A 26,185-nucleotide genomic window follows, 5' to 3' on the forward strand; every position below is an offset into this window, starting at 1 on the left:
CGAGAACCAGATTCTTCTGTGAACTAGATGTGCAGGGAGCCGGGGCGATGGCGCTTGCAAATGCGGCATTCGGAGGCGGCGAGGACGCGAGGCGACCGGCCAAGGCACCAACGTCATTGCTGGCTGCTATCGGTCTCCCGACTTCTCAAAGACACGGGTCCCCGAAAGGTTGCCATTGGCAATACTGCCTCACTGTCATGGATGCGCGAGGGCGGCTTGCCGATCGATCCTCGGTTCGCGCAATGGGGTGGAGTCCGGACGACTCGCTGAACGGCAAAGTGGGGGAGGGCTTCATCACAATTCAGCGCGGCGAGGACCGGACATGTCTTGTTACAGCACAAGGGCACCTCCGCATACTCTCCTCCATCAGGCATGCGGCGGAGTTGTCCGCGGGCGTACGACTCTTAGTGGTGGCGCGGAGGAAAGAAGGATTGGTCACCCTTTGCACCATGGACCTTGTGGAGTCCGCGCTCGCAGCTTTCATGGGCAGTGACTCAGGTGGTGCTACATGACCGGCCCGTTGCCAAATGGATTAACCACCCAAGAGGTAGCCGCCCTGCGGTCGATTCTTGCGCGGATTCCCGATGAACGGTTGCGTGGACCGTCGGCAATCGGCGAATCGCCGGGAATCCCAACCTTTCGCGATTACATCCAGCGCGTATCGGCGGCCGTTGCTCCAGGCTCCCGCCGGCTTTACGGCAGCTACTGGAAGCGAATCGAGCAGTGCTGGGGCGAGCGCAAACTGAACGATCCAACACCATCCGAAATCTCGGCGCTTGTAGAGCAGATCCGCGCGAGTGCAGTCGTGCGTAGCAACTCCCGCGGTGGCCGCTCGGCGGCTGAACACACGGTCTCTGCCCTTCGCTGCCTCTACGCGTTCGCCGTTGCCGACGGCTTGATTGCCGAGGCGGAAGATCCAGCTCGACGTGTGGCGAAGCCCCGAAGGCTGCCGAGTAATCGACACGCCCTAACGGAGCGTCAGCTTGCGCAGATAGTGGAACTCGCAGGACGCACGGGAAATGATCCGCACCTGGACTCCCTCATCCTGCGACTTCACATCGAAACAGCCTGCCGGCGGGGTGGAGCACTGGGTCTGGACCCAGCGGACCTGGACCTCGACAACTGCTGCATTCGGCTCAGCGAGAAGGGCGGGACAGTTCGCTGGCAGCCCGTCTCCCCTTCTATGCTGCGTATGCTTGTCCGGCATCACGAAGAGCGTGGGAGGATAGGTGGCGGTACGCGACTACTCAGATACCGGTCGGGCGCTCCATTGACGAGCCGTCGCTACGATCATCTCTGGCAGCGATTGGGGCGTCGCCTGCCTTGGATCCAAGCCCAGCAGGTATCGACACATTGGCTACGGCATACCACGTTGACCTGGGTTGAACGGAATTTCGGATACGCCATCGCAAGAGCATATGCCGGCCATACCGGTCGTTCGGACGCCGGTGTGACAAGTACCTACGTCAAGGCAGATATTTACGACGTTGCCCGGGCACTGTCTGCGCTTTCGGGCGAGTCGCATCCGCTTGTTGCTGAGGAATCGGGTGCATCGGTAAATCCAAGCCATCTCGGTCTGTGAGCACCATCCGCTGGCGGAGGCTTATTGCTTGCTGTGAGCTGCTACGACCGAGAGAGCGCGGCTACGGGACTGGCAACCGCAGGTACGGTCCTGTGTATGCGGCGGCGGTTCCTCGTCGAGAGTGGGGCAGCGCGAAGGCGGCGAATGCGCTGCTGGTCGATGCGATGCGTGCCGCCGTGGTGATGCCAGGCTTCTACGACCGGGCCGAGGAGGAGATGGTCGCGGCCCTGGCGGGCGGTGACCGGGCAGACCGCCGGGATCGACCGGCTGAACCGGCTGCTGGTCGCCCGGTTCATCGCCGCGCACGAGGCCAACACGGCGACCGTGGCGGTGAGCCCGACGCGAAGGGCGACGAGTGAGCCGACCCCGACGGGTCAGCCGGCGGCGCGTACCGAGCTGGTGCGCGCCGCCGGCGCAGGCCCGACCGACAGCACGGAGGAGCCCGAGCTGCTGCGCGGCACCTGCCCGGCGTGCGAGGTGGCGATCGGCGAAGAGCACGCCGACGACTGCGACGCGGCCGAATGCCTGGCGACCGGCCGCAAGCGCATGTGGTGCCGGGCCCAGCCCGACACCGCGGGCCACGACTGCGGCCGCGCGGACTGGACCGGCCGGTGGCCGGCGCACGCGGAGGCCCGCGAGTTCGGCTGGCACGTGCGCTGGGACGCCGAGACGGCCAGCTGGTCGCGGTGCGCCCCGGACGTGCCCGGGTCCGGACCGGACCTGACCCGGCTGTACGAGCACGCGCGGTGGGACGCCGACGCCCGGCGGTGGGTGCGGCGCCGGGCGGTGCTGTTCTCCCGGGCGGTGCGCGGCGACCGGGCGACGCTGGAGGAGCTGACGAAGGCGGCGCAGCGGTGGTGCGCGGAGCAGGGCTACGAGGTGGTCGGCGAGCAAGTCGGCACGAAGGGCTGGCGGGCGGCGGTCGTCGACGTCGACGAGGGCGTGGCGGACCTGGTGGTGGTGCCGTCGGTGGAGCGGCTGGGCTTCGGCAAGCAGGTGTTCGAGCGGATCGCGGCGGTGCGCCGGGCGGGCGGCGATGTGGCCGGCTCCGGCGTGCGGATCGACGCGGACGGCAAGGTCGTCGCCGTGGCGATGGCCGCGCAGATGTGAGGAAGGTCCACGTGGAACGACAGAAGCGGCTGATGCTGGCGTGCCCGCCGACGAACATCAACGAGCTGCTGGAGGGCATGGGCGTCCCGCCGTTCGTGCCGACCGTCGAGCACAGCTTGACGCGGTGCGTCGACTGCTCGACGGACGTGTGGATCGGGCCGAACCAGCGGGCGGCGGCGGGCCGCGCGCCGGAGGCGACGCTGGTGCTGTGCATGGAGTGCGCCATCGTCGAGCAGCACAAGCGGGGCGGCGGGATCGTCGGGCACCTCGGCGGCGGCGACGGCCGACCGCGGCTAGTCCGCTGAGCGGACCAGCGACGCGAGGCTAGTCCGCTGAGCGGACCAACCGGGGCGGGTCACGGAGACGTGGCCCGCCCCTTCGTGTCGCATTCGGCGGCCACCGGCGGGTCCGCCAGGACGTCGGGGCAGCGGCGGCAACGCAGCACGAGGTGCCCGCCGCAGGAGCAGGGCCACCAGTCGCGGACGGGCCGGGTCGCCGAGCCGCCCGCGTAGGCGTGGCCGGCGCGGCAGTGCTGCGGCTCGTCGCCGACCAGCTCGCGGACCTGGCGGTAGGGGAAGGCGACCACGTGCGGGTCGGCGCGGGCCCGCGCGATGAGGTGGCGAAGGTGGGCGGGGGAGTCGACGACGCGCTCCAGGACGGTCACGCTGGCGGGCGAGCTGTCGGCCCGGTCCCAGCGGATCGTGATGTGCCAGCGCGTTCGCCACTCCACGCTCGCAGGCTAATCGAACAGACGTTCTAACAGACGCGGCGCGCCCAGACGTGGTGGTGCCCAGCTTGGCTCTCTGGACGCCTGCGGAGACCAGTACGGCGACCGACCCTGGCAGGTACTAGTGATCCGCTCCGCTGCCGCGTCGGTGCCGCCGCCGCTGCTACTGCGAGGTGAGTGGTGACGACGACAGGTGGGAGGCCATGTGGCGAATCGACGGCCCTCCGGGTTCGTCGTAGGCGACGATGATGCCCGGCTCACGGCCGGCGTCTGTATGGCCCCCGTCCGCCCCCCGGTGGCTGAAAGCCCCTCCGTGGTCCGTTGCGGCGCCGACAGCCACGTTGATGTCCACGCGCTCGGCGTCATCGTCTGCCTGTCCGGACGGGCCGCTGCTGATCACGAGCACGGTCGAGTGGGCTTCTCCCGGACGTGACGGCAAGCTGGCGGTGCTCGACGGGTTCGGCTTCGAGACGAGGCTGCGGCATGGCCGGCCACGGACGTGCAGCGCCTGAGCGAGGTGATCGACCAGGGCGAGGTGTGAATCCGGGCAGGCGATGGCTACCCGCAGACCTCTGCCGACCGCCGCTGTGACCATCGCATCGGCGATGGTCGCGAGAACCGCCCGCTCGCGCGCGACCGAGGAAAGATCCACCGCCATGAGACCCCCACCCAGATCGCCGTCACCGGCGGCCCGATCATGCAATGACGATGTCGTCCGGATGTCGCCGGTCCAGCCACGGCTACTGGCCGCCGGCCCGATCTCCATCCCTGCTGTCAACATGAGCGCAACCAAGGCGGTTGCTCGTTACATCGCGGCGCCGGGCGATCAGGAACGTGGTCTGCCGTCGGCGGCTGATCACTTTTCTGGCACTCCTGGATCTCCCGGCTGTGTGTCAGCATCTGCCCGACGCCGACCTCGCTTCCTGATCTTGCCGGCGTCCGGGCTCGATCCGCCCGTGGACGAGCACGGTGCCGAGAAACGGGACGGTTTTCCTGCTCGGCGCTCCGGGTATGGTCTGGCCACCTCGCTGCCCTCTGCGGGTTGCTCAACCATGGGGAGAACAAGGATGACGACCGCGGAGATGCCGGCGTCGGTGGCGGATCCCGCCGAGGACCAACTCAGCCGGGATCTGGCGGACCTGCGCCTTCGCGCGCAGCGCGCAGCAGCCCATCTGGCCGATATTCATGCCCGCCTAGCGGTGCTCGAGGAGCAGATCCGACGGCATCAGCAACGCGGGTAGGCAACTGCCGTGCTCGACCTGGATCGGGGAGGAACAGAACTCTCCTGATCGTGTCGCCCGGATGCGAACTTGCATAGCCTCAGCTCCTTCCGCACTTCTCTGTAACAAGGTCCAAGTGCTCGCCGCCTGTATTGGAGGAGGTCGGGGTGCGTGACCTCTTGCCGGGCGGGACCGCGCTGACCCCCCGGGGTCCCGCCCGGCCCTAACGAATAGCGGCGCCGGCAGGGCTCACCGCCCGCGCCGGCTGTCAACGCTCCTCATCTTCGCCATCGTGGGGGAGGGAACACTGGGCGGGGGTGAATATCCGCGACAACAAATGCGCCGAGCCAGCGACGTGCGACCTGATGGATTGTGCTCGCGCCCGACGACCCGTTCGTACGACGGGGGCCCACCCGCCTGGTCAGCCTGCGTGTCGGTAAGGTGCGCTGTCGTCTTTGACGCCTAACAACATTGAATGGGGACTAGCTTGATCAATATGCGGGTGGCAGCCCTCGTCGCGTGCTCCGTACTGTCCCTCGCCGCCTGTGGTGAGGCTGACAAGGTGGAGCAGGGCTCCTCGACCGGGGGAACTAACAGCACCGCAACCGCAGCCGAGGAGAAACCTGCTGGCTCACTCTCGGAGACCGGCTTCGGTCAGAGGGACAACTACGTGTCGCTCATCGCCATCGTGCAAAACACCTCCGACAACGTCGGGCAGACCGTAACGGTCCAGTTCAACGTCAAGGACGCCAACGGCGAGCTGCTCGCGAGCGAATCGCAGGTCGAACACTTCTCTCGTCCTGGGCAAAAGTTCCCCGTCCAGACGCAGGCGGAGGTACCCAAGGGTAAGAAGGTCGCCAAGGTCGAGGCGACGCTGCTGGTTGAGGACAAGGGCACCTTTTCCTCCGAGCCTTTCCCCGAGATCAAGACTGGCCCTGTCACCGTCGTGAAGTCCGAGTACGGGGACGGCTTCACGGCCAAGGTCGAGGTGATCAACCCGAAGACGGAGCCGCTCAAGAGCCCCAAGGTGGACGTCGTCTGCTATGACGCCGCTAAGAAGATCATTGGGGGGTCCTTCACCTACCCCGACATGATCCCGCCTTCGGGGAAGGCTCTTGCCGAGGTCGACCCGCTCATGACTGGCAAGCCGGCATCGTGCGTCGCGTACGCGTCGCCCGGCCCGCTCGAGGACTGACGGCACGAGCAACGGCCCCGCCTCCATCTCGGAGGACGGGGCCGTTGTCGGATCCGCAAACGCTGGGCGGTGTCAGAAGGGGCCGGGGCGTTCCGGGCGGGTCACAGCACAGCGACGGCCGCCTCGACCTTCTTAGCGACCGACGGCTTGACCTTCCCCGACACCCGCACCAGCACCGTTCCCTCACCCGTTCGATAGTGGTACTCGGTGCCGAGGATCGGCATGCCCTTGAGCGTGTCTTGAATGAACTTGGACCGCCGGTCGGCGTCCGCCGCTGCCGGGAACACCTCGATCACGAGGCCGCGGTCGACGCTGTACTTGTCGCCGCCGCGGTCGCCGCCCGGCATGTCCGCCGATGCTCGGGACAGATAGCCGTTGGGGCGGCCGAGGAGGTTGTTTGGGTCGGTGTCTTCGGTCTGCACTGCGGCGCCGGTTAAACCCACCTTCGCAGCGGTGAGTCGGTCTAGGACGGTCTTAGCGTCCAGTGGTGCGGCCGGCGTGGGCGCGACGGCGGGCGTGGTGGCCGTGGCGACAGCGACTGCGGGCGTGGTGGCCGTGGAGACATCGACGGTAGGACTGCTGCCGGTGTCGCCGCCGCAGCCAGTCACGGTGAGGGTGACAGCGGCGGCCAATGCGACGAGGCTGAGTTGGATGCGCACCGACCGATAGTGCAGCCTTCCGGTGCATGGCGGAAGGCCGAGGCAGGGTGGCTGATTGTGGTGTGGCACACATGACAATCGAAGACGTGCCGACCGGCATGGCAATGGTCTGCAAGCGAACAGCGGCAGAACAATCTTGTGTACCCGGACGGCGGCATAGCGAGGCAGTATGGCCGGGTACATCGCACTTCACGTCCACACTTTGATCATCCGTACGGGCGGTGGTTTCTGCTCGGGGACGATGTCTTGCTGTGGGGTGCCATAGATTGCTACCTCTGTGCCCGCCTCAAGAGGTGAGATGGGCGTCGACGCCCAGAGGAATCGAAGAATGGTGCAGGATCTCACCCCGCCCCCGCCGCCGGACCAGTCGCCGTCCGCTGGTCAGCCCCTCGAAGGCGGGCCCGCCATGGCGCCGGCCGCGGCGCGACCGGTCCGCGAATGGATCGTGCTGGGCGCCGGCATCGCCGCCGTCATTGGCTCGTTCATGCCTTGGGTCAAGGTCAGCGCACCGATATTGGGCAGTATGTCCGTGTCCGGTATGGACGGATCGGACGGCTGGATCATTGTTGTACTCGGCCTCGTGGTGGCCGCCTACGGCGGGTTGAGCCTGCGCGGCCAGCGTATGCCCGCCGTCGCGCCGATCTTCGCTGGCCTCGCCGCCTGCGGATTGTTCGGGGTCGGCGTGTGGAAGATTGTGGAGTTGCAAGCGGCGGAGGCGGACATGCGGGCAAGCATGTCCGGTAAGGATGATCTTCTGGGCATCGGTAAGGCGATGAGCGCCGCCACCCAGGTGAGTGCCGGTGCCGGACTCTGGTTGCTCACGCTCGCGGGACTGTTGGGCGCCGCCGCCACGGCGCTGATCATGGTCAGCCGTTACCGCGCCGCCGGCAGATGATGTGACGGTTGGAGCCGAGGCACACGCCTGGGTCACCCACCGAGTTCACCCGGGGCCGGAGCGGCAGCTCCGGCCCCGGGTTTTGTGCCAGTATCCGGCTGAATCACGATTGCGCCGCCAGCAGCGTCACGAGAGAGACGATGGTGCGGGCCGGCCGTTCGCCTCGTAATAGGCGGACGTGAGTGCGCCGAGGAGGCTGTCGGAAACCGCATTGATCCGTTGGCCTTGTCTGATTGGGCCGCCGAGCTCCCTCTCCACGAGCGGTATGGCGTTGGGTGCAAGGCGTTTGAACACGGACGGCCACAGTTGGAGGTAGGCGCCCTTCGGCTCGCAGTAGATCGTTGCAAGTCCGCCGCCCTCGCGGGTCAGACGCGGCAGCAATGTCGTGATCTCGTTCTTGCCGGTGTAGGTGGCCAGTGAGATCAGGTGGTTCGCGTCGAGGGCTTCTGCCCAGTCGATCAGTTGCTCCAGCATCTGCTGGTATTCGGTCGGTGCTTTCGCGGCCACGGTACGGAAATCAGCCGAGCCAGGTTGCAGCGCATTCGCCTGCCGGGCTGCAGCCTCCGCTTCCGACAGCTCCGCCACCCTGCGGCCCGGGTCGATGCGCTGGGGCACCAGCACTCGAGACTGCCCGACGTCGTACGCCGTGACGGTGACGAGATCGATAACGACCCTGTCTGTGATCGCCTCCAGGTAGCCCACCAGCTGCACCAGCTCGTCAGGCACACTATCGAGCACGATTACCAGGCGGAATGCTCCGTCCGCGAGGCTACGGGCGAGCCCGTCAGCGAACGACGCAGAGTCGACTGATCCCTCCTGGTCGTCGTTGCGAACGGCTTCCACGATGCTCTTGACTTTGCGTTGTGCTAGGTGCGCGCCGAGGGTGGTCGACTCAAGGTAGTCAGGGTCGAGCCCCTGCAGGTACGCGGCGTAGGAGAGCACTTGGGCGACGACTGCGCGTCGCGCCTCCGGGTTTCCGGCGAGTTTGACCTCGATGACGACAAGCCGGCCTGAGGACTCCACAGCCACGACGTCAGCGCGGCCGGTGCCGAGCCGCACTTCCGTGCCGAGGACGGTCAGGCGCGGCGCCCCGGACAGTGGAAGCATCTGCGGGCCTTCAGCGACCAGGTCGTGCAAGGCCTGCTCCGCCGGGTACTGACTTGCCGCAAGTGGCTGCCAGTTGCCTGTCGGGTCGGAGCCCCAGATGGCGGTCACGCGGGGACGGTAGCACCTACGCGGCAGGCAGACTGACCGCCGGCTCCGTCAGCCTCAGGCTCGAACGGCGGGCCAGTACCAAGCGCTCATCGGCGGCGTCGCCGGCGCTCCTTCAGCATCCGTCCGTGCTGTCAGGTCGGTTCGAAAGGGTGACATGCGGGCTCCGTCGGGCGCAGCCACCCGGTGCCTGCCGCGCGACGGCGGGAGTTCGCAGCTTCTGAATGCGCAGGTCCCATGCATTCGTTGTGCCTGATCTTCGCCCGGGGCCCGCTCTCGCTGCCTGACGATGTCGGGGGAGGGACGTACATGAGCGGCGCTAGCGGTCAGGGCGGATGGGGCTGGAGGGGGTGAGCCCGGCCTGGCGGTGGGAGACGTCGCCAGGTGGGCCGGTGCTACGCCGGCCTGTCGCCCCGATGCTGGCCGCGCCGGTGGACTCGGTGCCCGAGGGCCCGAACCTGGCCTATGAACCGAAGTGGGATGGTTGGCGGGCGCTGGCCTTCCGGGGAGCCTCCGACGTCTACTTGCAGTCCCGCGCTGGCAGGAATCTAACGCCATACTTCCCGGACATCACCCGGGCGGTGCGGGCCTTCGTCCCGCCGGGTGCGGTGCTCGACGGGGAACTGGTCGTGTGGGAGCGGGGACGGACGAACTTCGCCCTGCTGCAGCGGCGGGTCACCGCCGGCCGACAGCTGCTGCGCGAGGCCCGTGAACACCCGGCCTACTACGTCACCTTCGACCTCCTCGTCGATGCTGGCGGGGATCCGGTGCTCGACGCTCCACTGGTCGAGCGTCGTGCCCGGCTGGTGCGGCTGCTCGCCGGCGCCCCGCCGCAGCTGGCGGTCACCCCGCAGAGCGCCGACGTCGCCGAGGTCCGCGAGTGGCTGACCACCTGGACTGCGGCCGGCGTGGAAGGTGTTGTGATCAAACGGCTGGACAGCCGGTATGAGCCTGGCCGGCGAGGGTGGGAGAAGTTCCGGGCCCGTGCCACCACGGAGGCCATCATCGGCGGCGTCACCGCCAGCATCCGCAACCCCGAGACGCTTCTCCTCGGCCGGTTCGACCGGCGCGGCCGGCTCCGGTACACCGGCCGCACGCACCCGCTGGCCACGCCCCAGCGCCAGGAACTGGCGGCACTGCTGTCCCCGCCACGCCCGACCGAGCGCCGCGTTGTCACCCACCCCTGGCCCGATCCACTACCGGCCGCGTGGTCCGGACAGTTCGAGCGGCCCGAGCCGCTGCGCTACGTCCAGGTCGAGCCGACCGTGGTGGCTGAGATTCAGGTGGACACGGCCTACGAGCATCACCGGTGGCGTCACCGCGTCCGGTACGCGCGGCCCAGGCCGGACCTGTCGGTGTACGACGTGCCGCTGATCCTCGACGAAGGCGAGGACCCCTTCTCCGACTACGCCCGAATCGCCTGACTGACCTCAGCCCCACTCCAGAGACAGGAAGGGGCGCCGCAACTGCCCCGCTTATGCAGCAGGAACAGTCCGGCCGAGGAATCTCCCCCCGGGCGGGGGCCCCTCGGCCCGAGGGCCGGGGGCGCGCACCAACCCCCGGCGGACATGCGCTGCTGACTCGTTTGCCAGCTCGGCCCTAGAAGCGATGGGTGAGCGTGGCTCGCCGGGCGGGCCGCCATCCTGTGATCGCTCGCCTTACTCGTTCTGATGCGCACTTACTGCAGATTCCGGCCGTTATGCCCAGATTTGACCTTTACGATGAGGTTTCTTCATGGAGGTGGAGGACCATGCCGACGTTTATCGCGTTGCTGAACTGGACCGATCCGGGGATCCGAGGCTACAAGGACACCGCGAAGCGCGCCGAGGCCTTCGCCGCAGCGACACAGAAGCTCGGGGCGAATCTCCTGAACATTTACTGGACCGTCGGTCCGTACGACCTCGTGGCCGTCGTCGAGGCGCCCGACGACGAAACCGCCGCCGCGGCGCTCCTGCAGCTCGGCGGGGCGGGCAACGTCCGTACCACGACCCTGCGGGCCTTCGGTCAAGAGGAGATGGACCGCATCATCGCCAAAACCGCTGGCTAAGGCCTTCCACCCACTGCCTCCGAGCGGGAGCTTGTAGGGCGGCCCGGAAACCTACTGATTTATGGAGTCCGGGAGGCGCACACCCGCCACAAGACGGCGTACGACCTCGGGATCGCCGATGATGGCGGCGGCGGCCGCTACGAGCCCGGCCAGGTCGACGAGGACTTCCGTCGTGGTGACCAGGAGGGGACCCGGCTCCTCGGGCGGCTCGTGGCACCTCGGCCCCAGTCGACGTGAGGCGGACGCCGAACTCCTCGTCAGGACGATGGTCGCGCAGCTCGATTCGGAGCGTCGCCTCGGGCCGCTCCGGCGTCGGCACGAAGAAGGTGGGGACGCCCGCGTCGGCCAGCTCGCGCGGCCGGACCGGCATGGCACCGCGGGCGCAGATCGGGCAGGGCGAATGGCTCAGTACCCTGAACACGGCGACGGCCCCCGCCCACGAACCGGGGGCCGTCGCCGTTTCTCGGGGTGCCAGCTACGGGTGTAGCCACTTCCATCCGGCGAGGCAATTGCGGGTCGTGAAGATGGCACCCTTGGGCACCTGGGCCTCCGTGTAGGACGTCGCGTAGCCGCCGCCATCGAAGCCGTACTCCGGCGGCAGGGACAGCCCCCACATGCAGTCGGTCAGGCCCGTGCCTCCGTCAGTCGCCCACAGTCCCGGCTCGACAAGGTCATCCTTCTCGCACCACTCGACGTTCTTGCAGCTGGACCCGGCGACGTAGTGGCCACACTTGTCGGGCTTGTCGTCGATGCAGTCGCCTCCCTCGTCCGTCATCGTCGTCGGCAGATTCGGGGTGTAGCTCGGCGAACTGCTCGGTGACGGGGTGGGCGAGGCGCTGGGAGTGGCGGCCAGGGTGGTGGCGGCAGCGGTGGGAGATGCAGTCGCCGCTTGGCGATTCGCCGCCTCCGGCTGATCAGAGCCACGTCCGAGCGCGAAACCGACGGCGAGGATGAGGACGGCAACAGCGACGGCAGCTGCGGCGATGAGGATCCGGCGTTTGCCGGCTGGCGCAGCCGCGGTGGGTTCGGTCATGCGCGTGGACCTTACTGATCATCAGCGGGGTCGGTTGCCCTCAGACAAGCAGTGTCTGTAGGACGACACAAGATCAGGACTCGGTCGAGGCGAGCACCCCCGCGAGCCGGCAGACTGGATGGCGTGACCGGGCTGCCCGACGCCGAGCCTCCGGCGACGGTGGTGTTCGAGGTCGCCACCGCGCGGCGGGCCGGCGCGCAGCCGCGCTACAACGGCGGCGTGCGCCTGGCCGAGGTGCGGGCGGCGTACGCGATGCTCGCCGGGTCAGGCAGCCGCCCGGTCGACGAGGACCTCGACGAGGACGCTGTCACAGCGGTTGCAGCGCAGGTCGTAGCGGGCGGTGTTCTCGGCGGACCCGACGAGCATGAGCGGGTGGTCGTCGTGTCCATGGACGCCCCGGGTGAGCCGGCGCCAGAAGTCGGTGGAGGCGAAGCTGGCTGCCGGCTCGACGAGCCTGGTGGGCTCAGCCACGGGCGTCAGGCCGCCGCTAGGCCGGCGGCCTGGTCGATGGCCCGGTGTAGCTCGGATAGCCGCACGGTGACGGTCGGGTCCTCGGCCGCGGCGGCGCGGGCCCGGGCGTCGACGAGTAGTTGCTTTAGGTACCGGCCCGGGTCGGTGCCCAGTCGGTCGGCCTCGTCCTCGAGCCAGCGCGCCAGCTCCTCGCCCGGTCGGATCGAGTACACGGACTTGACCGGCCGCGGCTGGTGCTCGACCTCGCCGGCGGTCCAGTCGACTGGTGCGTTGGCGGCGTTGAGAGCGTCTTCGCGGTTCATCCCCTGCCTCCTGACAGCATCTTCGCCACGGCGTCGCACTCGTCGCCCTCCAAGCGGCGGGCGCTGACGACGAGGTACTGGTCGTCGCTCTCCTCGATCAGGGTGACCCCGATGATGGAGCCGTCGTGCGTGTGCGCGGCGATGTGCAGCAGCGCCCCGATGTGGCGGCGCACCCGCGGGCGTCCGTGACGTAAGACGTACGAGGCGTCCTGCCAGGCCACGCCGCTCGCGGCGATCGCCCGGTAGCTCTCCTCGTCCCAGCGGAACTGCTCCTCCACCACGCCTCCCAGTTTACACACGTAAACGCAGGTCACTGCGGCCACGGTGCCAGGTGCACGGCGGATTGGCTGTCCCGTGCTGCAGCTCGCATTGAGCTGCGGGGTCGCCGTCGCTTGTTGTCGCGCGCTAGCGCCGCCATTGCGCCCAGTCGATGTTTAGAGCTGCCCGGCAACGGGCATGCGCGCCGCCTCCGGAAAGAGGGGCGGGAAGTGGACACTAGGCACAAGGTCGGGCACCGGCCTATGCCTCGGCAACTCAGCGGAGGTCGCTCCATCCATGACGGTAAGTGGCGATCTAGGCATCGGGCACCGAAAGCGGAGCATACCGCTGCCGTCGCCACAGCCACGAACACGGCGGCAGCACCGGCCGCGTCGATTCGACGTAGAGACAACACGACACTAAAGCTGATCATCACCGCCGTCGCAATCGCGGTGTCTCTTGCCGTCTGGACTCTTGTTGTCTGGACCGCAGCAGTGGGAGCACCCTCCTGCACGAATTCCGGTGAGATGCTCGTCCGCGTCATGGCACAGTGCAGTCAACAGGAGCCGGGGCATCTGCCCGGGCGGAGCGGTCGATGACCGCATAAGCGATCATCACTATCGAACCCGGCGCATGCTATCTCTCACTCCGCACTCCGCAGTCCTCGAACCCATCTACGGATCCGAGACCACAAAGCTGCCTCAACGTCGAAAGCTCGCCGGACCGTCCACCCTGCCCCGTCCGGATGGAGGACGCCCGATCGACGCCACGCGGATGGCAGCGGTGTCAGACGGCAACTATCGTCATCGGTAGGCGCTGCCCGTTCCCCCGTGCGGGCAGCGCCTCATTCGCGAGCACAGTCGTCAGCTGAACTAGGCCGGTAAGGCGGGCGGGTGCCCAGCATGGCGTACAAGACGATGATCTTGCGCCGTGCCAGCGCGACGAGCGCATCGTTGCGGCGCGGCGGCGAGCGGTCGGGTCAGCGCTGGATGGCCGCTAACCTGATCCTAACCTGATCCACCACCAAATTGCTCGGTGCCGTGTTCGTCCATCTCGGCGAACACCTCACGCCCCCCGTCGCGCTGGCGATGTCGTTCGCGACCGGTTCACCAGGGTTACCTGGTGCAGGGGTAGAGGGCTACGCTTCCGACCATGCATCCGCTTGGGCGCGGCGTGACATCCGCCGTCAGCGTGACAAACCGGCTGCGGTGCCGGTACTTGCGGCTGTGCGACGAGGGCCGGCGGCGCCCTACAGAGGAGCTGCCGGCATGAGTAGAGCAGAGAGGGAAGGCGAGAAGAAGAAGCCCTCACCGCTGCGTGGGCTCCTGGTCGGCCTCGTCATCCTCCTGATCTTCCCCGCTACCCGCGACATGCTGTTTACCCTCGGCGCTTGGATTCTGGGCGCCCTCGCCGGCGTGCTAATCGCGATCTTGATTTTCCTGAAGCCCAGGCGATAGCGCGAGCGGCTAGATCGAGTCTACCGCCAGCGTGCTCCGGCTGAAGGCAGACAGGATCCGTTGATGGGTCTGGCGGGGGAGTGATCGTGATCCCGGTTCGCCGAGCGGCGTGCCGGGCCTGGCCGGCGCCTTGCCGAGCAGGTCGTCCAGGCCGCTGCGGGCGACCAGCAAGAGACCGTGGGTCGCGCGGGTGCAGGTGACAGCGAGGCGCCCGAAGGCGGAGTTGAACTCGTCAAGCTGTTCGGCTCCGGAGAGCGGGTGGATGGCGACGGTGATGGCGTTGGTCTGGCCCTGCCAGGAGTCGACCGTTGACGCCACGAGTACGCCATCGGGCAGGTCGTACCTCTCGGTCAGGCGCTCCACCATGTCGGTTGCGTCGTCGACGGTTTGGTTGCGGGTGGCGAGGATGACGATCAGCGGGTTGCCCTCGGGTGCCGCCGACTTCACGCGGACCTCGTCGAGGGGAGCTCCTTGGCCGTCGTACGTCCGAGCCATGGTGCTGAAGCCGCCCTCAAGAAGGGGGGTGAGCAGTTCCTCGACTGTCCCGAGAAGCGGGAGATCGATGTCGGCAGCCTCGGGGGCGGGCAGGCCGTCGACTTCGAGAAGAGTGGGGTTTCCGCTGGCGACGGAGGCCCAGATCGAGGCCGTCGCTCCGGTCAGGGGCGGGAGGTCCACGGACCGGTCGCCGGGCGCCGCCACGCAGTTCAGCTCATCCCAATCGCTGTAGAAGGCCTGCCAGAGGCGGAGTTGGGCCGCCGTCGGGCGCCATACGGCTGGGAGATTGACGACACAGGTCGTTTCGCTCTTCTCGTAGGCGGTGGGCCATGCGCGGTACGGGTTGTAGCCGGGGTCCCCTCGCCACGGGTTCTGACTGGGGTCGATAGGTGGCAGCTGGCCTACATCGCCCACTCCGACGGATATCGGAGCGAGCCCCTCGACCGTTGAGTAGCGATGCCGCGGCAGCTGCCAGGCCTCGTCGACAAACAGCACGTCGAAGGGAAGTGAGTCGTTGCCGGCTGACCCGAGGTGGTCGAGCAGTCGCCGGCGCTCGCCCAGGGCGCCAAGCTTGTGTGAAGTCCCGAGAACGACCTCGCAAGAGCTAGGGATGAGGGTGGTTGTCGTCGCGACGGAGACGTTGTCGCGCACACTCTGGGGAACCTCGGGCAGGCGGTCCGCGGCCACGAAGAGGCAGACTTTCGCTGCACCGAGGGCTTTACCGAGATCGCCGGCGAGCGGGAAGACCTGTTTGTTGGCGAAGGCAGTGACTGCGACCCGAGTGCAGTTGGCGTGGTCCAGGGCCTCGCGGACCATGCGCACCAGCGCGTAGGACTTCCCGGCGCCTGCGGCGGCGCGCAGCAAAATCTTGTTGTAGTCCGCGGCACCGCTCAGGGCCGCCGAGAGCGCGGAGATGGCGCGCTGGGCCGCCTCGATGTTGCCCTTGGCCGCGTCCTCATGGTGGAGCGCGTCATCCGCCGCCGCGGCGGGGGTCGAGAAGGTGATGGTCACTTCGGCTCAGTCCAGGTCGTCGATGGTCAGGCTGTCGGGTGCCGGTGCAGGCGGGGGCTCGGGTGCGTCGGCGCCCGGGCCGACGTCGAACCGTTCCTCATCGACGAGGGGCGGCCACACCTCAGGGTTCAGCTCGCCACGTTCCCGGCGCTGAGCGAGCCGGTCGGACCACTCGGCCTCGGCAACAGTGTGCGGCCTGCAGCACCAACGGTGGCCCTCAGGATCGGAGGCATAGGTCGTCGCGGTGCACGTGTTCTTGGGGGCGGACTGGTTGTCCAGGGACGGCCGCGACACCGCGATTTCGTGACCTGACCGGAGCGGCTTGCCGAACCAGGCCGTGTCTGCCAGGACCAACTCGTCGCCGACTGCCAAGCTGGGTACGACCGTCGGCTCCCAGAGGAGTCCGTCGACGCCCAAAACCTCCCTCAGCGTCGCCACCGGGAGCTGGCCCAGCTTGAACGATCCCTTCTGAATGGTGATGGTCGCGCTGGGCCCCTCGACGAGGCTGCGGCCGTTGATGTGGAGGACGACGACCCGCGAGCCGTCGACCAGGCGCCGCGACCGCACGTCCAGGCGCACGGGGTCGAGATCGATCACAGTCGCGAGTGCCAGCTCCCGCACGCCAGCGTCGGTCGCCTTGTCGCGCGCGGCGGAGGCGTCGGCCAGACAAGTGAGTTGGTCGAAGCATTTCCGGTCGGCGTCGAGCATCACGACTTGAATGTTGCGCCAGTTCGGGTAGGTCCGGGAGAACCGCACAAGATCCGAGGCCTGCAGCGCCAACCGACGTCCCCACACCTCCTGGGCGTCGCCCTCCAAGACGCGGTGCACCTGGCGCAGTCGCGAGGAGTTCAGGCGGTCAAGTACCGCCAGTGCCCGCCCAAGCACCTCCATGCGGTAGTCCAGAGCATCCTGCACAAACGCGTCGTACGCCGTCAGGTCCGTTTCCTGACGGAAGGCGCGATGGATAGCGTCCGACGCGGAGTTGGAGAGCCGCGCGCCGGGGGTCTCGGCTCGCTCGGCGATGTCGTCGGACACCTTCCGATGGTCCAGCGGGTCAGTTGCCTCTGCCCAGGTGACGAGGTAGTCGAGGCGGCCCGCATCCACCGCGGGGCCGCCTGGCACAACATGCGAGGCGAGCACGGACCGCAGGTCCACGATGGGGGTCCGCAGGCTCATCGCCCGGGCCCGGTCCTCCTCGAGGAGGAAACTGACCGCGACCCGCTCGTCGGTGTCCAGCGGATCTGGCAATGTCGCGGGTTCCCCGTCGAATGTCAACGCCGGCCGGCCGCTGTCCAGATCGTGCTGCCAGCGCAGCCGGCTCAGTTCAACCCCGGCCAGGGAGTCCGCGGCGGTCGCCAGCAGGTCAGCGGTCGGACGGTCCGGAACGACGAGGTGGACCGGCCCGAGGCCGGCCTCGTGGAGCTCTCGGATGGCGCGGCCGAGGAGGCGCATCATGGCCCGTCGCGTGAGCGGGGACTGTGGCTCGGGGAAGGTTCGCCGCACCCACGCGCCGGGCCCGCCCGCGTCGACGCGCTGCACGGCCACGCCGTGCACGCCGAGGGCCGCCGCGTCGGACTTGACGAGCACCAGGTTGATGGTGCCGGGCTGTCCGCACGGGTCAGTGCGTAGCCTGCCGGTCCCTTGCGGGAGCCCGGTGACAGTGGCAGTGACCTGCGCGATCGTGCTGTACGCGACTTCTCCGACCTGCCCGCTGCCGGCAACGAGCCCCACAACCGCGGGCCTGGTGAGTCGGTCGACGCCGATCTCGGTGAGCAGGGCGAGCGGGTCGTCGGCCGCGCGAAGTTCTTCCCGGCAGCACGAGAAGAGGTTGCAGGTGACGCAGCTGCGGGGGTCAAAGGTTGCCTCAAGGTCAGCGACGTACCTCGCCAGCTCATCCTCCGCCGGCCCGCTGTCGCCGAGCCGGGACTTCACCGCCAGCCGCTCATCGGCCCGGGTGCGCACCTCGTCCCGGTGGTCGTGCAGCAGCTCAACGACCGCCTCGGGCTGCAGGAAGGCGTTGCGCGGCACGGCCAGCGCGCCGTACGGGTGCACCTGCATTCCGTTAGGCAGCTTGCTCCATGCTGCGGCGGACTCGGCGCCGAGGGCGACCTGGAGGAAGCCTTTGAGCATCCGGGCGTCGTCGATGCGGGCGCGGACCCGCTCGTAGTCCTTCGCGTCGCCCATGATCAGCCATGACCCGACGCTCCGTTCGTCGGCGGCCAGGCGTGGGCAGACGATCGCGAAGTCGGGCTGGATCGCGGTAGCGTCGGCGACGTCCTCAAGTTTGAGGTACGGGACGGCGAGCGCGGTCAGCATGGTGGCTTCGCCGGAGAAGTTCGCCTTTAGATGGGCCTGGGCGAGTTCCTTGGCCGTGGTGTCGATGGCGCCGTGGCAAGTGCGTCGACGCACCGCCTTCGGGCGGGGGAGGCCGAGCTGCCCGACGGTCTTGGTGAGCAACTCGGTGACGAACCGCTCCGAATGTACGAGCGTCTCGAAGGTCATAGCTCGCATCCAGCGGGCTTCGGGGATTCCGGCGCTGGTGTCAGGGTGCCCGATGTATGCGGCGAGGGCCTTGCGCGTCTTGCGGGTGATGAACGGATCGGTGAGCCGGAACCGCTCGCATCCGGCATGCGCCGAGGCGGCGATGGCACTGGTCCCGCCGCCGGACTGAAGTCCGCCCATGTGTTGATCCCCGTTCGCTCGGTGCTCCACGACGAGACCCCGACCATTCGGGAGGGGGCGACATGACCGTTCGCGGTTCTCGAACGCAGCGCAGTCTCGGGGAGCCTGCTTGAGCGTGCCGGATGGAGCCGGGCTGCGGAAGCGGTCAAGAATCTGGAGGTTCCGAGCCATTGCGCCCACCACTGCTCAGCCGGTCGGCTAAGGGGCATGAGCCCGGATGAAAGGATCCTGGCCCGCCTGCCGCTGCCGATGACCTGTGGACGCTGCGTGGCTCGTCTGTCCGCGCTCCCCGGCGTACCGTCCGCTACTAGCGGAACGCCCGACATCTCGTCCACCCTCTGCCGCAAGATCCCCGGTGGCGGCCACGGCCAGAGCGCCGTACTCGAGGACGCCCGGCCGTCGTAGCTGATCACTCGCCTGGCCGATGCCCAAATTCGTCGGGTGTGCGGTTAGATGCAGGTTGTGGCGACCACGATTTACGACGTTCTTGAGGAGTTGCGGGCTTCCGCCTTGTCTGAGGCCGACAAGGGAGCGAAGTTCGAGCGGCTGATGCGGGCCTACCTGCGGGTGGACCCGGTCTTTGCCGACCAGTTCTCGGACGTGTGGCTGTGGGGTGAGTGGCCGGGCCACGGTGGCAAGCACGACACCGGCATCGATCTCGTCGCGAAGGACCGCAACACCGGCCACCACGTTGCGATCCAGTGCAAGTTCTTCGCCCCGACGAGCACGGTCTCCAAGCCGATGATCGACTCGTTCCTGGCGGCATCGGGCAAGGAGAGCTTCCTCGAGCGGATCATCGTCTCGACCACGGACAAATGGAACGCGAACGCTGAGGACGCGATCAAGGGTCAAGCAGTCCCTGTGCGCCGTATCGGGCTCAGCGACCTGGAGCACTCGCGGGTCGACTGGGCGCAGTTCTCGCTTGAGACGCCGGACTACCTGCCGATGCGAGGCAAGAAGACGCCGCGCCCCCACCAGCGGGTCGCGATCGACAAGGTGACGGTCGGCTTCGGTGAGCACGACCGTGGCAAGCTCGTCATGGCCTGTGGCACTGGAAAGACATTCACCTCTCTGCGCCTAGCCGAGGAGAACGTGGGCGCCGGCGGCAAGGTGCTCTTCCTGGTGCCGTCCATCTCCCTGCTGTCCCAGACGGTGCGGGAGTGGGTGGGCGAGGCGGAGTTGCCGATCCGCGCACTCGCGGTCTGCTCCGACGCTAAGTCCACGAAGCGCTCGGCCAACGCCGACGAGGACATCTCCGTCACCGACCTCGCGCTGCCCGCGACCACCAACGTCGACGTCCTCCGACGGCGGATCGGTGACGGCGAGGCCGACAGCAACGCGATGATCGTCGTGTTCGCGACATACCAGTCCATCGGCGTGGTCGCCGAAGCACAGCAGGGCGCGCGGCAGTTTGACCTGATCGTCGCCGACGAGGCGCACCGCACGACCGGCGCCACCCTGGTCGGAACTGACGAGTCGGCGTTCGTGCGGGTGCACGACAACACCTACCTGCCCGGCGCGAAGCGGCTCTACATGACCGCGACCCCCCGCATCTACGACGACTCCTCAAAGGCGAAGGCCGGCGAGGCGAACGCTGTGCTGTGTTCGATGGACAACGAGGAGCTGTACGGCCCGGAGTTCCACCGGCTCGGTTTCGGTGAGGCGGTCGAGCAGGATCTGCTGACCGATTACAAGGTCCTTGTCCTCACCGTGGATGAGGAGTCGGTGGCACGCACGTTCCAAGCCCAGCTCTCCGGCGACGACCACGAACTGAAACTCGGTGACGCTGCCAAGATCGTCGGCTGCTGGAACGGCCTGGCCAAGCGCGGCCAGGCCGAGCACTCCTTCGAGCCGGACGTCGCGCCTATGCGCCGGGCGCTGGCTTTCGCCGGCAACATCAAGGACTCGAAGCAAATCGAGAAGCTCTTCACCGAGGTCGTCCGCTACTACGTCGAGTCCACGGGCCGAGAGGGCGAGAATGGCGGCTCGCCGCTGGAGTGCGAGGTGCGCCACGTGGACGGGACGTTCAACGCGCTCGAGCGCAACACCCAGATCGACTGGCTCCAGGGCGAGCCGCCCGAGAACGGCTGCCGCATCCTGACCAACGCCCGTTGCCTCTCGGAGGGGGTTGACGTGCCTGCGCTCGACGCGGTCATGTTCCTCTCCCCGCGCAAGTCAGTCGTCGACATCGTCCAGTCCGTCGGCCGGGTGATGCGCAAGGCGCCGGGCAAAAAGTTCGGGTACATCATCCTGCCCGTCGGAATCCCATCCGGCATGTCGCCGGAGGAGGCGCTGCGCGACAACAAGCGGTACGCCGCCGTCTGGGAGGTGCTCCAGGCGTTGCGCGCCCACGACGAGCGCTTCGATGCGATGGTCAACCGAATCGACCTCACGAAGAATCGCGATCGGAAGATCAACGTTATCGGCGTTGGCGGCGACACTCGCCAAGGGGACCGCGCCGTCCAGGGCACTCTCGACCTGGTTTTCGGCGACCTGGACGCCTGGCGGAACGCGATCTACTCCAAGATCGTGGCAAAGGTTGGCACCCGGCGGTACTGGACCGACTGGGCCAAGTCAGTCGCCGACATCGCAGTCCGCCAGACCACTCGCATCCGCGCCCTTCTCTCGGACCCGAACACCGAGGTGGCCAAAGAGTTCGAGGCCTTCCTCGAGGGTCTGCGGGGAAACCTCAACGAGGGCATCACCCAGGGTGACGCAATCGACATGCTGGCGCAGCACCTCATCACCCGGCCCGTCTTCAACGCCCTCTTCGAGGGGTACGACTTCCTCGACCACAACCCGGTCGCCCAGACGATGGAGCGGATGCTCGCGGCCCTGGACGAGCACAACGTCGACGACGAGAACCACACCCTGCAGAAGTTCTACGACTCGGTGCGGATGCGCGTGAAGGGCATCGACAACGCTGAGGGCCGGCAGCGGATCATCATCGAGCTCTACGACACCTTCTTCGCCACGGCGTTCAAGAAGACAGTCGACAAGCTCGGCATCGTCTACACCCCGGTCGAGATCGTCGACTTCATCCTCAATTCCGCCGAGCAAGTGCTGCGCTCCGAGTTCGGTCAGGGCCTCACCGACGAAGGCGTGCACATCCTCGACGGCTTCACCGGCACAGGCACCTTCATGGTCCGGCTGCTCCAATCCGGCCTGATCAAGCCGCACGACCTGGCCCGCAAGTATGCCGAGGAGCTTCACGCCAACGAGATCCTGCTGCTCGCCTACTACATCGCCGCGGTCAACGTCGAGACCACCTACCAGGACCTGATGCGCGAGCGGGACCCGGACGCGCGCTACCGGTCGTTCCCCGGCCTGATCCTCACCGACACCTTCCAGTCCTGGGAGGACGACGACCGTCCGGACCTCGCGATCTTCCCCGAGAACAACCAGCGTCTGGAGAAGCTGAAGAAGCTCCCCATCACCGTCATCGTCGGCAATCCGCCCTACTCGTCGGGGCAGGACAGCGCCAACGACAACAACGCCAACGAGAAGTACCCCTCGCTCGACGAGGCGATCCGGACTACGTACGCCGAGCGCTCAAAGGCCACGAACAAGAACTCGCTCTATGACTCCTACATTCGTGCCATCAAGTGGGCGACCCTGCGGATCAAGGATCGTGGGGTCATCGCCTACGTCACCAACGGCGGCTGGATCGACTCCAACACCGCGGATGGCATGCGTAAGACTCTCGCCGAGGAGTTCAGTTCCATCTACGTTTACAACCTCCGAGGCAACCAGCGCACTGCCGGCGAGGACTCCCGCAAGGAGGGTGGCAAGGTCTTCGGCGGCGGGAGCCGCGCAACCGTGGCGATCACGATTCTCGTCAAGAACCCGGACAAGAACGGGCCGGCCACAATTCATTACTCCGATGTCGGCGACTACCTCACCAGAGAGCAAAAGCTGGCCAAGGTCGCCCAGGCCGGCTTCATGGGCGCCCTCAAAGCGGTCATCCACATCGCGCCTAACGAGCACGGCGACTGGCTCAATCAGCGCCGTGATGACTTTGGCGATTTCGTTCCTCTCGTCGCTCAATCTGGGGTCGGTGTTTTCGCCGACTTCGGGCCGGGCCTTCAGAGCAACCGTGATCCATGGGTCTACAACGCCAGCCACACTGTCCTCTCGGAAGCGATGCAGATAGCAGTCCAGACGTACACATCCGCTGTGTCAGGCAATCGAAGCAATGACCCGGCAAAGATCAAATGGTCATCCTCGCTGGAGGCGCGCTTACTCCGCTCTGAAGCGATGACGTTTGATGACTCGCCGCCGGTCGTTGTTGCGTACCGTCCCTTTGAGAAAGCCCTGCGTTATCCGGATCTCCGCTGGGCGCATCGGCCTGGCATCGTGCCTCGAACTTTTCCCACAAGCAGAACCTTCAACTTGGGCATCGTCATTACCGGTGTCTCCTCGCATGCCCCCTTCTCGTTTCTGATGGTCGACCACGAGCCGAACCAACATGTACTGGACACAACTCAGTTCTTTGCGCGCTGGCGCTACGAGAAGGCGGAAGACTCGGGAATGCTCGCCATCCCGGCAGGGGACGAGGAGATCGTCGACGGGCACCGCAAGATCGACAACGTCACCGGCGAGGCCGCGAAGCTGTTCACCGCTGCCTACGGCGACGCGATCACCAAGGACGATATCTTCTACTACGTTTACGGACTTCTGCACTCTCCGGAGTACCGCGAGACCTACGGCGCTGACCTAAAGAAAATGCTGCCCCGGGTGCCGCTGGTCGAAGATCCGTGGCCGTTCGTAGAGGCGGGCCGGAAGCTTTCGGACCTGCACTTGGGCTACGAGTCGCTGACGCCGTTCCCGCTGGATGGTCTCGACGTAGAGCCGACGGGAGACCCGTACGAGTTCTTCCGGGTGCAAAAGATGGCGATCGCCAAGGTGCGGGAAGGCGGCAAGCTGGTCCCGGACCGGTCCACGATTAAGTACAACTCACGGATCACGCTGAGTGGCGTCCCGGAGGACGCGTACCGCTACATGCTCGGCTCCCGGTCGGCGATCGAGTGGATCATCGACCGCTACCAGGTCAAGACCGACCAGGCGTCGGGGATCGTCAACGATCCCAACGACTGGAGCCGCGAAGTCGGCGACCCGCGTTACATCCTTGACCTGCTCGCCCGGATCGTCACCGTCAGCCTGGAGACCATGCAGTTGGTGGACAACCTGCCGGCACTGAAGATCCGTGAGAAGAAGGGAAAGTAGCCGACGTTTTCCGACCCTCCCCGGATACGCACCCGTAACGGCTGGACTTGGCGGTACTAGACAACGACGTCCCCTGATTCGCATTTCTGTGGGTCAGGGGCCGCTGTCACACGGCCATGAGCGGCCGACCCGCACAGGGGTTGTGAGCGAAACCTCGTTCGATTCGTCCCAGGCGGGTCGGGCGAGCCCCCTCCACGGCGCACCGATTGAGAGCGAGCGCCAGACAGGTCGACGTGCGACCACCGAGATAGGAGGATGCACCGCATGGGGAATGCGTGGGTGATTCGGTCTGGGCGGCACGGTGAGCGTGACCAGTGGGCACTGGCCAACGGGTTCTCGGGCGGCGGATGGCGCGAGGTCCCCGATCTCACCCCGTGCGCGAGCCGCGAGGACGTTGCGAAGGTCGTAGAGGCGACGTGGCCCGGCGCGTCCGAGGGCAAGCGGCACAACTTCACCGGGCAACTGTGGGCCCTGCGGTCCCGCATCCGTCCGAAGGATCTACTGGTCATGCCGCTGAAAACCACGAAGCAGATCGCCTTCGGGCGCGTGACCGGCGGCTACCAGTATCGCGCCGACGAAGCGGAGGCCGAGCGCCGGCATGTCGTCACCGTCGACTGGCAACGCATCGACTTGCCGCGCGCCGCGGTCAAGCAGGACCTGCTCTTCACCCTCGGCAGTGCCATGTCGATCTTCGCGCCGAGCAAGAACAACGCAATCGCTCGGCTGGAGCACCTGCTTTCATACGGCACCGACCCCGGCAACGCCACACTGAGCGGCACCACGCCGAAGACCGCCGCCATTAGCCCGGCCAGCGACACCGCCGCACAGACCGACGTGGACGAACCGGAGCTGGCAGCCGACATCGAACAGGTCGCCCTCGATCAGATCACCGCCCGCATCGCAGAGGAGTTCGCTGGCCACGATCTGGCGACGCTCGTCACCGCGATCCTTACCGCCGAAGGCTTCCACTGCACACTGGCACCCCCCGGTCCGGACGGCGGCATCGACATCACTGCCGGGCGCGGCCCGCTTGGTCTCGACAGCCCCCGCTTGCTCGCCCAGGTCAAGTCAGGCTCGCAGATCGGGTCGCCCATCGTCACTCAACTCCACGGAGTTATGACGACGCACGGCGCAGAGCAGGGCCTGCTCGTCGCGTGGGGCGGACTGACGAAGCCCGCCCGAGACGCCCTGAAGAACCAGCACCTGCGGGTGCGGGTGTGGGAGGCAGGCGACGTGGTCGACGCAGTTCTGCGTACGTATGACCGGCTGCCGGAGGAGATCCGCGCCCAGGTGCCGCTGCGCAGGGTATGGATGCTCTCCGACGCTGGCTTCTGACCTGGACCGCCTGGTCGCAAGTGCGGGCGCTGCCGCCCAATCTCGGTCGCCGCGGTGGCAGGCAGAACCACCTGGCTGCCGCCTGGTTATCGCCGAGCTCTCGGGGCAGCTCGTTAGCAGTGCTCCTTCTTCGCTTGTTCAGCGACGGCCCTCGCCTGCTTCAGCAGCTCCGCAACCTTGCTCTGGTAGCCGGATCCCTTCTTGCGCCAGGCTTCCGTCTTCAGCGAGACCTGATTGAGGAGGTCCTTGACTTGGTTTGCCTCTGGCGCCTGGGGCGGTATGTAGTCCGGTAACGCGGTGGCAGCCTGCTGATACTCAGTCAACGCGCGGTCGAGGTCAGCGGCGGCGTCCTCGAGGGAATCGATCTCGCTCGTCAGGCTCAACATGTCGCTGTCGATGGTGTAGGCGTCGCTCTCCACGGTGTAGGCGTCGCTGTCTGTGGTGTATGCATCGCTGCAGGCAACCGACTGGTCAGCCTCCCTGTCCGCCTTCGTAGCGTTGGCTTTTGCGTCTGCGAGGTGGTCGCGAGCGGCGGACAAGTGGCTGTCGAAGTCCGAGAACGAGGGCGGCGTGGCGAGGCCGGCTTGAACCGCCTGCATTTTCTTCTTGACAGCGTCGGCTGCGGAGGCGATCCGCTGCTGGCTCTCTTGAGCTGAGGCCGCCGCTGCGGCACTCGCCGCAGCCGCCTCATTCGCTGAGGCGTTGGCCTGAGCGGACGCCTGTACGACATTCACGGCATCGTTGTACGTCTTGAGCGATCCCGGCTTCAGGCTGAGAGATGCAATTGAGCCGTCGTCTTGAGGTACCTGAAGGCTCATGTCGGCGCCCGACAGGATGCCGGAGATGTTGTGGACGAGCCCGAACCCCTGGGGGAAGCTGAGTGTCAGTGCATTGCCGTCCCACGTGCCCGTGAAGGCGGCGTGCGACGACGTAGTCGTGATCGCGTCGGCGTCGGCCATGCTGATCTCGTCCAGCGTTCCCGACAGGGCGCTCGCTTCCCGAGTGACCTGAACCATGACGGCGCTCGTTGCATCGGCTCCTACCCAGATATGGGGGAACTCCTCGGCCTGGCCGCTGAGTCTCGAGCACGACGTCACAGCGAGTACCGCAGTGAGTAGCAGGCCGGCAATCAATCGCCGAGTACGCCAGGGGCACCTTCGCACGGCTGCAACCTAGCGATCATGGCACCCACGCGGTACCGCCCGTCCGGGCGGTGTCCCCTGTAGCTACGTCTATGGCATCTCGCCCGGGACTAGTACGCCGGCCTT

The 26,185-nt window shown here is 67.0% G+C and carries 22 protein-coding genes; 11 read left to right on the forward strand and 11 right to left on the reverse strand.

From position 1 onward, the window contains the following. Positions 1 to 508 precede the first annotated feature (508 nt). The 3 genes from V6U88_RS19190 (at position 509) to V6U88_RS19200 (ending at position 2,997) form a co-directional block, all read left to right on the forward strand. On the forward strand, positions 509 to 1,582 hold the full coding sequence (locus tag V6U88_RS19190) for a tyrosine-type recombinase/integrase (protein WP_334454849.1): 1,074 nt from the start codon (positions 509 to 511) through the stop codon (positions 1,580 to 1,582). 237 nt (positions 1,583 to 1,819) lie between these two features. Next, positions 1,820 to 2,692, forward strand: coding sequence for a hypothetical protein (locus V6U88_RS19195; RefSeq protein ID WP_334454850.1), 873 nt, complete (start codon positions 1,820 to 1,822; stop codon positions 2,690 to 2,692). An 11-nt stretch (positions 2,693 to 2,703) separates the two neighbouring features. After that, positions 2,704 to 2,997 (forward strand): hypothetical protein, encoded by a 294-nt coding sequence (locus V6U88_RS19200; protein ID WP_334454851.1) that lies wholly within the window; start codon positions 2,704 to 2,706, stop codon positions 2,995 to 2,997. A 50-nt stretch (positions 2,998 to 3,047) separates the two neighbouring features. On the opposite strand, the gene V6U88_RS19205 is transcribed toward V6U88_RS19200, so the two are convergent. Beyond that, positions 3,048 to 3,422 carry a hypothetical protein gene (locus V6U88_RS19205; protein ID WP_334454852.1) on the reverse strand — a complete coding sequence of 125 codons (375 nt, stop codon included), beginning with the start codon at positions 3,420 to 3,422 and terminating at the stop codon, positions 3,048 to 3,050. A gap of 160 nt (positions 3,423 to 3,582) precedes the next feature. Continuing rightward, complete coding sequence (locus tag V6U88_RS19210; RefSeq protein ID WP_334454853.1) at positions 3,583 to 4,185, reverse strand: hypothetical protein; 603 nt, start codon at positions 4,183 to 4,185, stop codon at positions 3,583 to 3,585. Between the two features lie 301 nt (positions 4,186 to 4,486). Between V6U88_RS19210 and V6U88_RS19215 the strand changes: the two genes are divergently transcribed. Both V6U88_RS19215 and V6U88_RS19220 read left to right on the forward strand, forming a co-directional pair. Further along, on the forward strand, positions 4,487 to 4,660 hold the full coding sequence (locus tag V6U88_RS19215) for a hypothetical protein (protein ID WP_334454855.1): 174 nt from the start codon (positions 4,487 to 4,489) through the stop codon (positions 4,658 to 4,660). A 475-nt stretch (positions 4,661 to 5,135) separates the two neighbouring features. Further along, positions 5,136 to 5,834, forward strand: a complete 699-nt coding sequence (locus V6U88_RS19220) for a hypothetical protein (protein WP_334454856.1) — start codon at positions 5,136 to 5,138, stop codon at positions 5,832 to 5,834. 101 nt (positions 5,835 to 5,935) lie between these two features. Here V6U88_RS19220 and V6U88_RS19225 read toward each other — a convergent pair whose 3' ends face one another. Then, positions 5,936 to 6,493, reverse strand: a complete 558-nt coding sequence (locus V6U88_RS19225; RefSeq protein WP_334454858.1) for a hypothetical protein — start codon at positions 6,491 to 6,493, stop codon at positions 5,936 to 5,938. A gap of 328 nt (positions 6,494 to 6,821) precedes the next feature. Between V6U88_RS19225 and V6U88_RS19230 the strand changes: the two genes are divergently transcribed. After that, positions 6,822 to 7,388 carry a hypothetical protein gene (locus tag V6U88_RS19230; RefSeq protein ID WP_334454859.1) on the forward strand — a complete coding sequence of 189 codons (567 nt, stop codon included), beginning with the start codon at positions 6,822 to 6,824 and terminating at the stop codon, positions 7,386 to 7,388. A gap of 126 nt (positions 7,389 to 7,514) precedes the next feature. Here the strand turns inward: V6U88_RS19230 and V6U88_RS19235 are convergent, their stop codons facing one another. Further along, positions 7,515 to 8,603: a hypothetical protein gene (locus V6U88_RS19235; protein WP_334454860.1), complete on the reverse strand. Its 1,089-nt coding sequence runs from the start codon at positions 8,601 to 8,603 to the stop codon at positions 7,515 to 7,517. 389 nt (positions 8,604 to 8,992) lie between these two features. On the opposite strand from V6U88_RS19235, the gene V6U88_RS19240 reads away from it, so the two are divergent. After that, positions 8,993 to 10,024, forward strand: a complete 1,032-nt coding sequence (locus V6U88_RS19240; RefSeq protein ID WP_334454861.1) for an ATP-dependent DNA ligase — start codon at positions 8,993 to 8,995, stop codon at positions 10,022 to 10,024. A 326-nt stretch (positions 10,025 to 10,350) separates the two neighbouring features. Beyond that, a complete protein-coding gene (locus tag V6U88_RS19245) occupies positions 10,351 to 10,647 on the forward strand; it encodes a GYD domain-containing protein (protein ID WP_334454862.1) in 297 nt (98 codons plus the stop codon). A 475-nt stretch (positions 10,648 to 11,122) separates the two neighbouring features. Here V6U88_RS19245 and V6U88_RS19250 read toward each other — a convergent pair whose 3' ends face one another. The 4 genes from V6U88_RS19250 to V6U88_RS19265 all read right to left on the reverse strand — a co-directional run bounded on the left by V6U88_RS19250 (position 11,123) and on the right by V6U88_RS19265 (position 12,734). Beyond that, entirely contained in the window at positions 11,123 to 11,680 is a 558-nt protein-coding gene (locus V6U88_RS19250) for a hypothetical protein (protein ID WP_334454863.1), read from the reverse strand. A gap of 264 nt (positions 11,681 to 11,944) precedes the next feature. Then, the gene (locus V6U88_RS19255; protein ID WP_334454864.1) at positions 11,945 to 12,151 is read right to left on the reverse strand and encodes a hypothetical protein; all 207 of its coding nucleotides are present in this window, start codon (positions 12,149 to 12,151) and stop codon (positions 11,945 to 11,947) included. 5 nt (positions 12,152 to 12,156) lie between these two features. Continuing rightward, positions 12,157 to 12,453, reverse strand: coding sequence for a hypothetical protein (locus V6U88_RS19260; RefSeq protein ID WP_262285944.1), 297 nt, complete (start codon positions 12,451 to 12,453; stop codon positions 12,157 to 12,159). After that, positions 12,450 to 12,734 (reverse strand): hypothetical protein, encoded by a 285-nt coding sequence (locus V6U88_RS19265; RefSeq protein WP_334454865.1) that lies wholly within the window; start codon positions 12,732 to 12,734, stop codon positions 12,450 to 12,452. Before V6U88_RS19265 ends, V6U88_RS19260 begins: the two co-directional genes overlap by 4 nt. Before the next feature lie 1,245 nt (positions 12,735 to 13,979). Here V6U88_RS19265 and V6U88_RS19270 point away from each other — a divergent pair. Further along, positions 13,980 to 14,168, forward strand: a complete 189-nt coding sequence (locus V6U88_RS19270) for a hypothetical protein (protein WP_334454866.1) — start codon at positions 13,980 to 13,982, stop codon at positions 14,166 to 14,168. 9 nt (positions 14,169 to 14,177) lie between these two features. Here the strand turns inward: V6U88_RS19270 and V6U88_RS19275 are convergent, their stop codons facing one another. Continuing rightward, on the reverse strand, positions 14,178 to 15,674 hold the full coding sequence (locus V6U88_RS19275; RefSeq protein ID WP_334454867.1) for a hypothetical protein: 1,497 nt from the start codon (positions 15,672 to 15,674) through the stop codon (positions 14,178 to 14,180). Positions 15,675 to 15,680: 6 nt separating this feature from the next. Then, the gene (locus V6U88_RS19280) at positions 15,681 to 18,356 is read right to left on the reverse strand and encodes a hypothetical protein (protein ID WP_334454868.1); all 2,676 of its coding nucleotides are present in this window, start codon (positions 18,354 to 18,356) and stop codon (positions 15,681 to 15,683) included. 462 nt (positions 18,357 to 18,818) lie between these two features. Here V6U88_RS19280 and V6U88_RS19285 point away from each other — a divergent pair, with 462 nt between their 5' ends. Both V6U88_RS19285 and V6U88_RS19290 read left to right on the forward strand, forming a co-directional pair. After that, positions 18,819 to 23,582 (forward strand): DEAD/DEAH box helicase, encoded by a 4,764-nt coding sequence (locus tag V6U88_RS19285; protein WP_334454869.1) that lies wholly within the window; start codon positions 18,819 to 18,821, stop codon positions 23,580 to 23,582. Between the two features lie 264 nt (positions 23,583 to 23,846). Further along, complete coding sequence (locus V6U88_RS19290) at positions 23,847 to 24,917, forward strand: restriction endonuclease (protein ID WP_334454870.1); 1,071 nt, start codon at positions 23,847 to 23,849, stop codon at positions 24,915 to 24,917. Positions 24,918 to 25,030: 113 nt separating this feature from the next. Here V6U88_RS19290 and V6U88_RS19295 read toward each other — a convergent pair whose 3' ends face one another. Then, positions 25,031 to 25,933, reverse strand: coding sequence for a hypothetical protein (locus V6U88_RS19295; RefSeq protein WP_334454872.1), 903 nt, complete (start codon positions 25,931 to 25,933; stop codon positions 25,031 to 25,033). Positions 25,934 to 26,185: the final 252 nt, after the last annotated feature.

Origin of the sequence: Micromonospora sp. CPCC 205739, from assembly GCF_036906795.1 — a bacterium.
In the GTDB taxonomy this organism is placed as follows: Bacteria; Actinomycetota; Actinomycetes; order Mycobacteriales; family Micromonosporaceae; genus Micromonospora.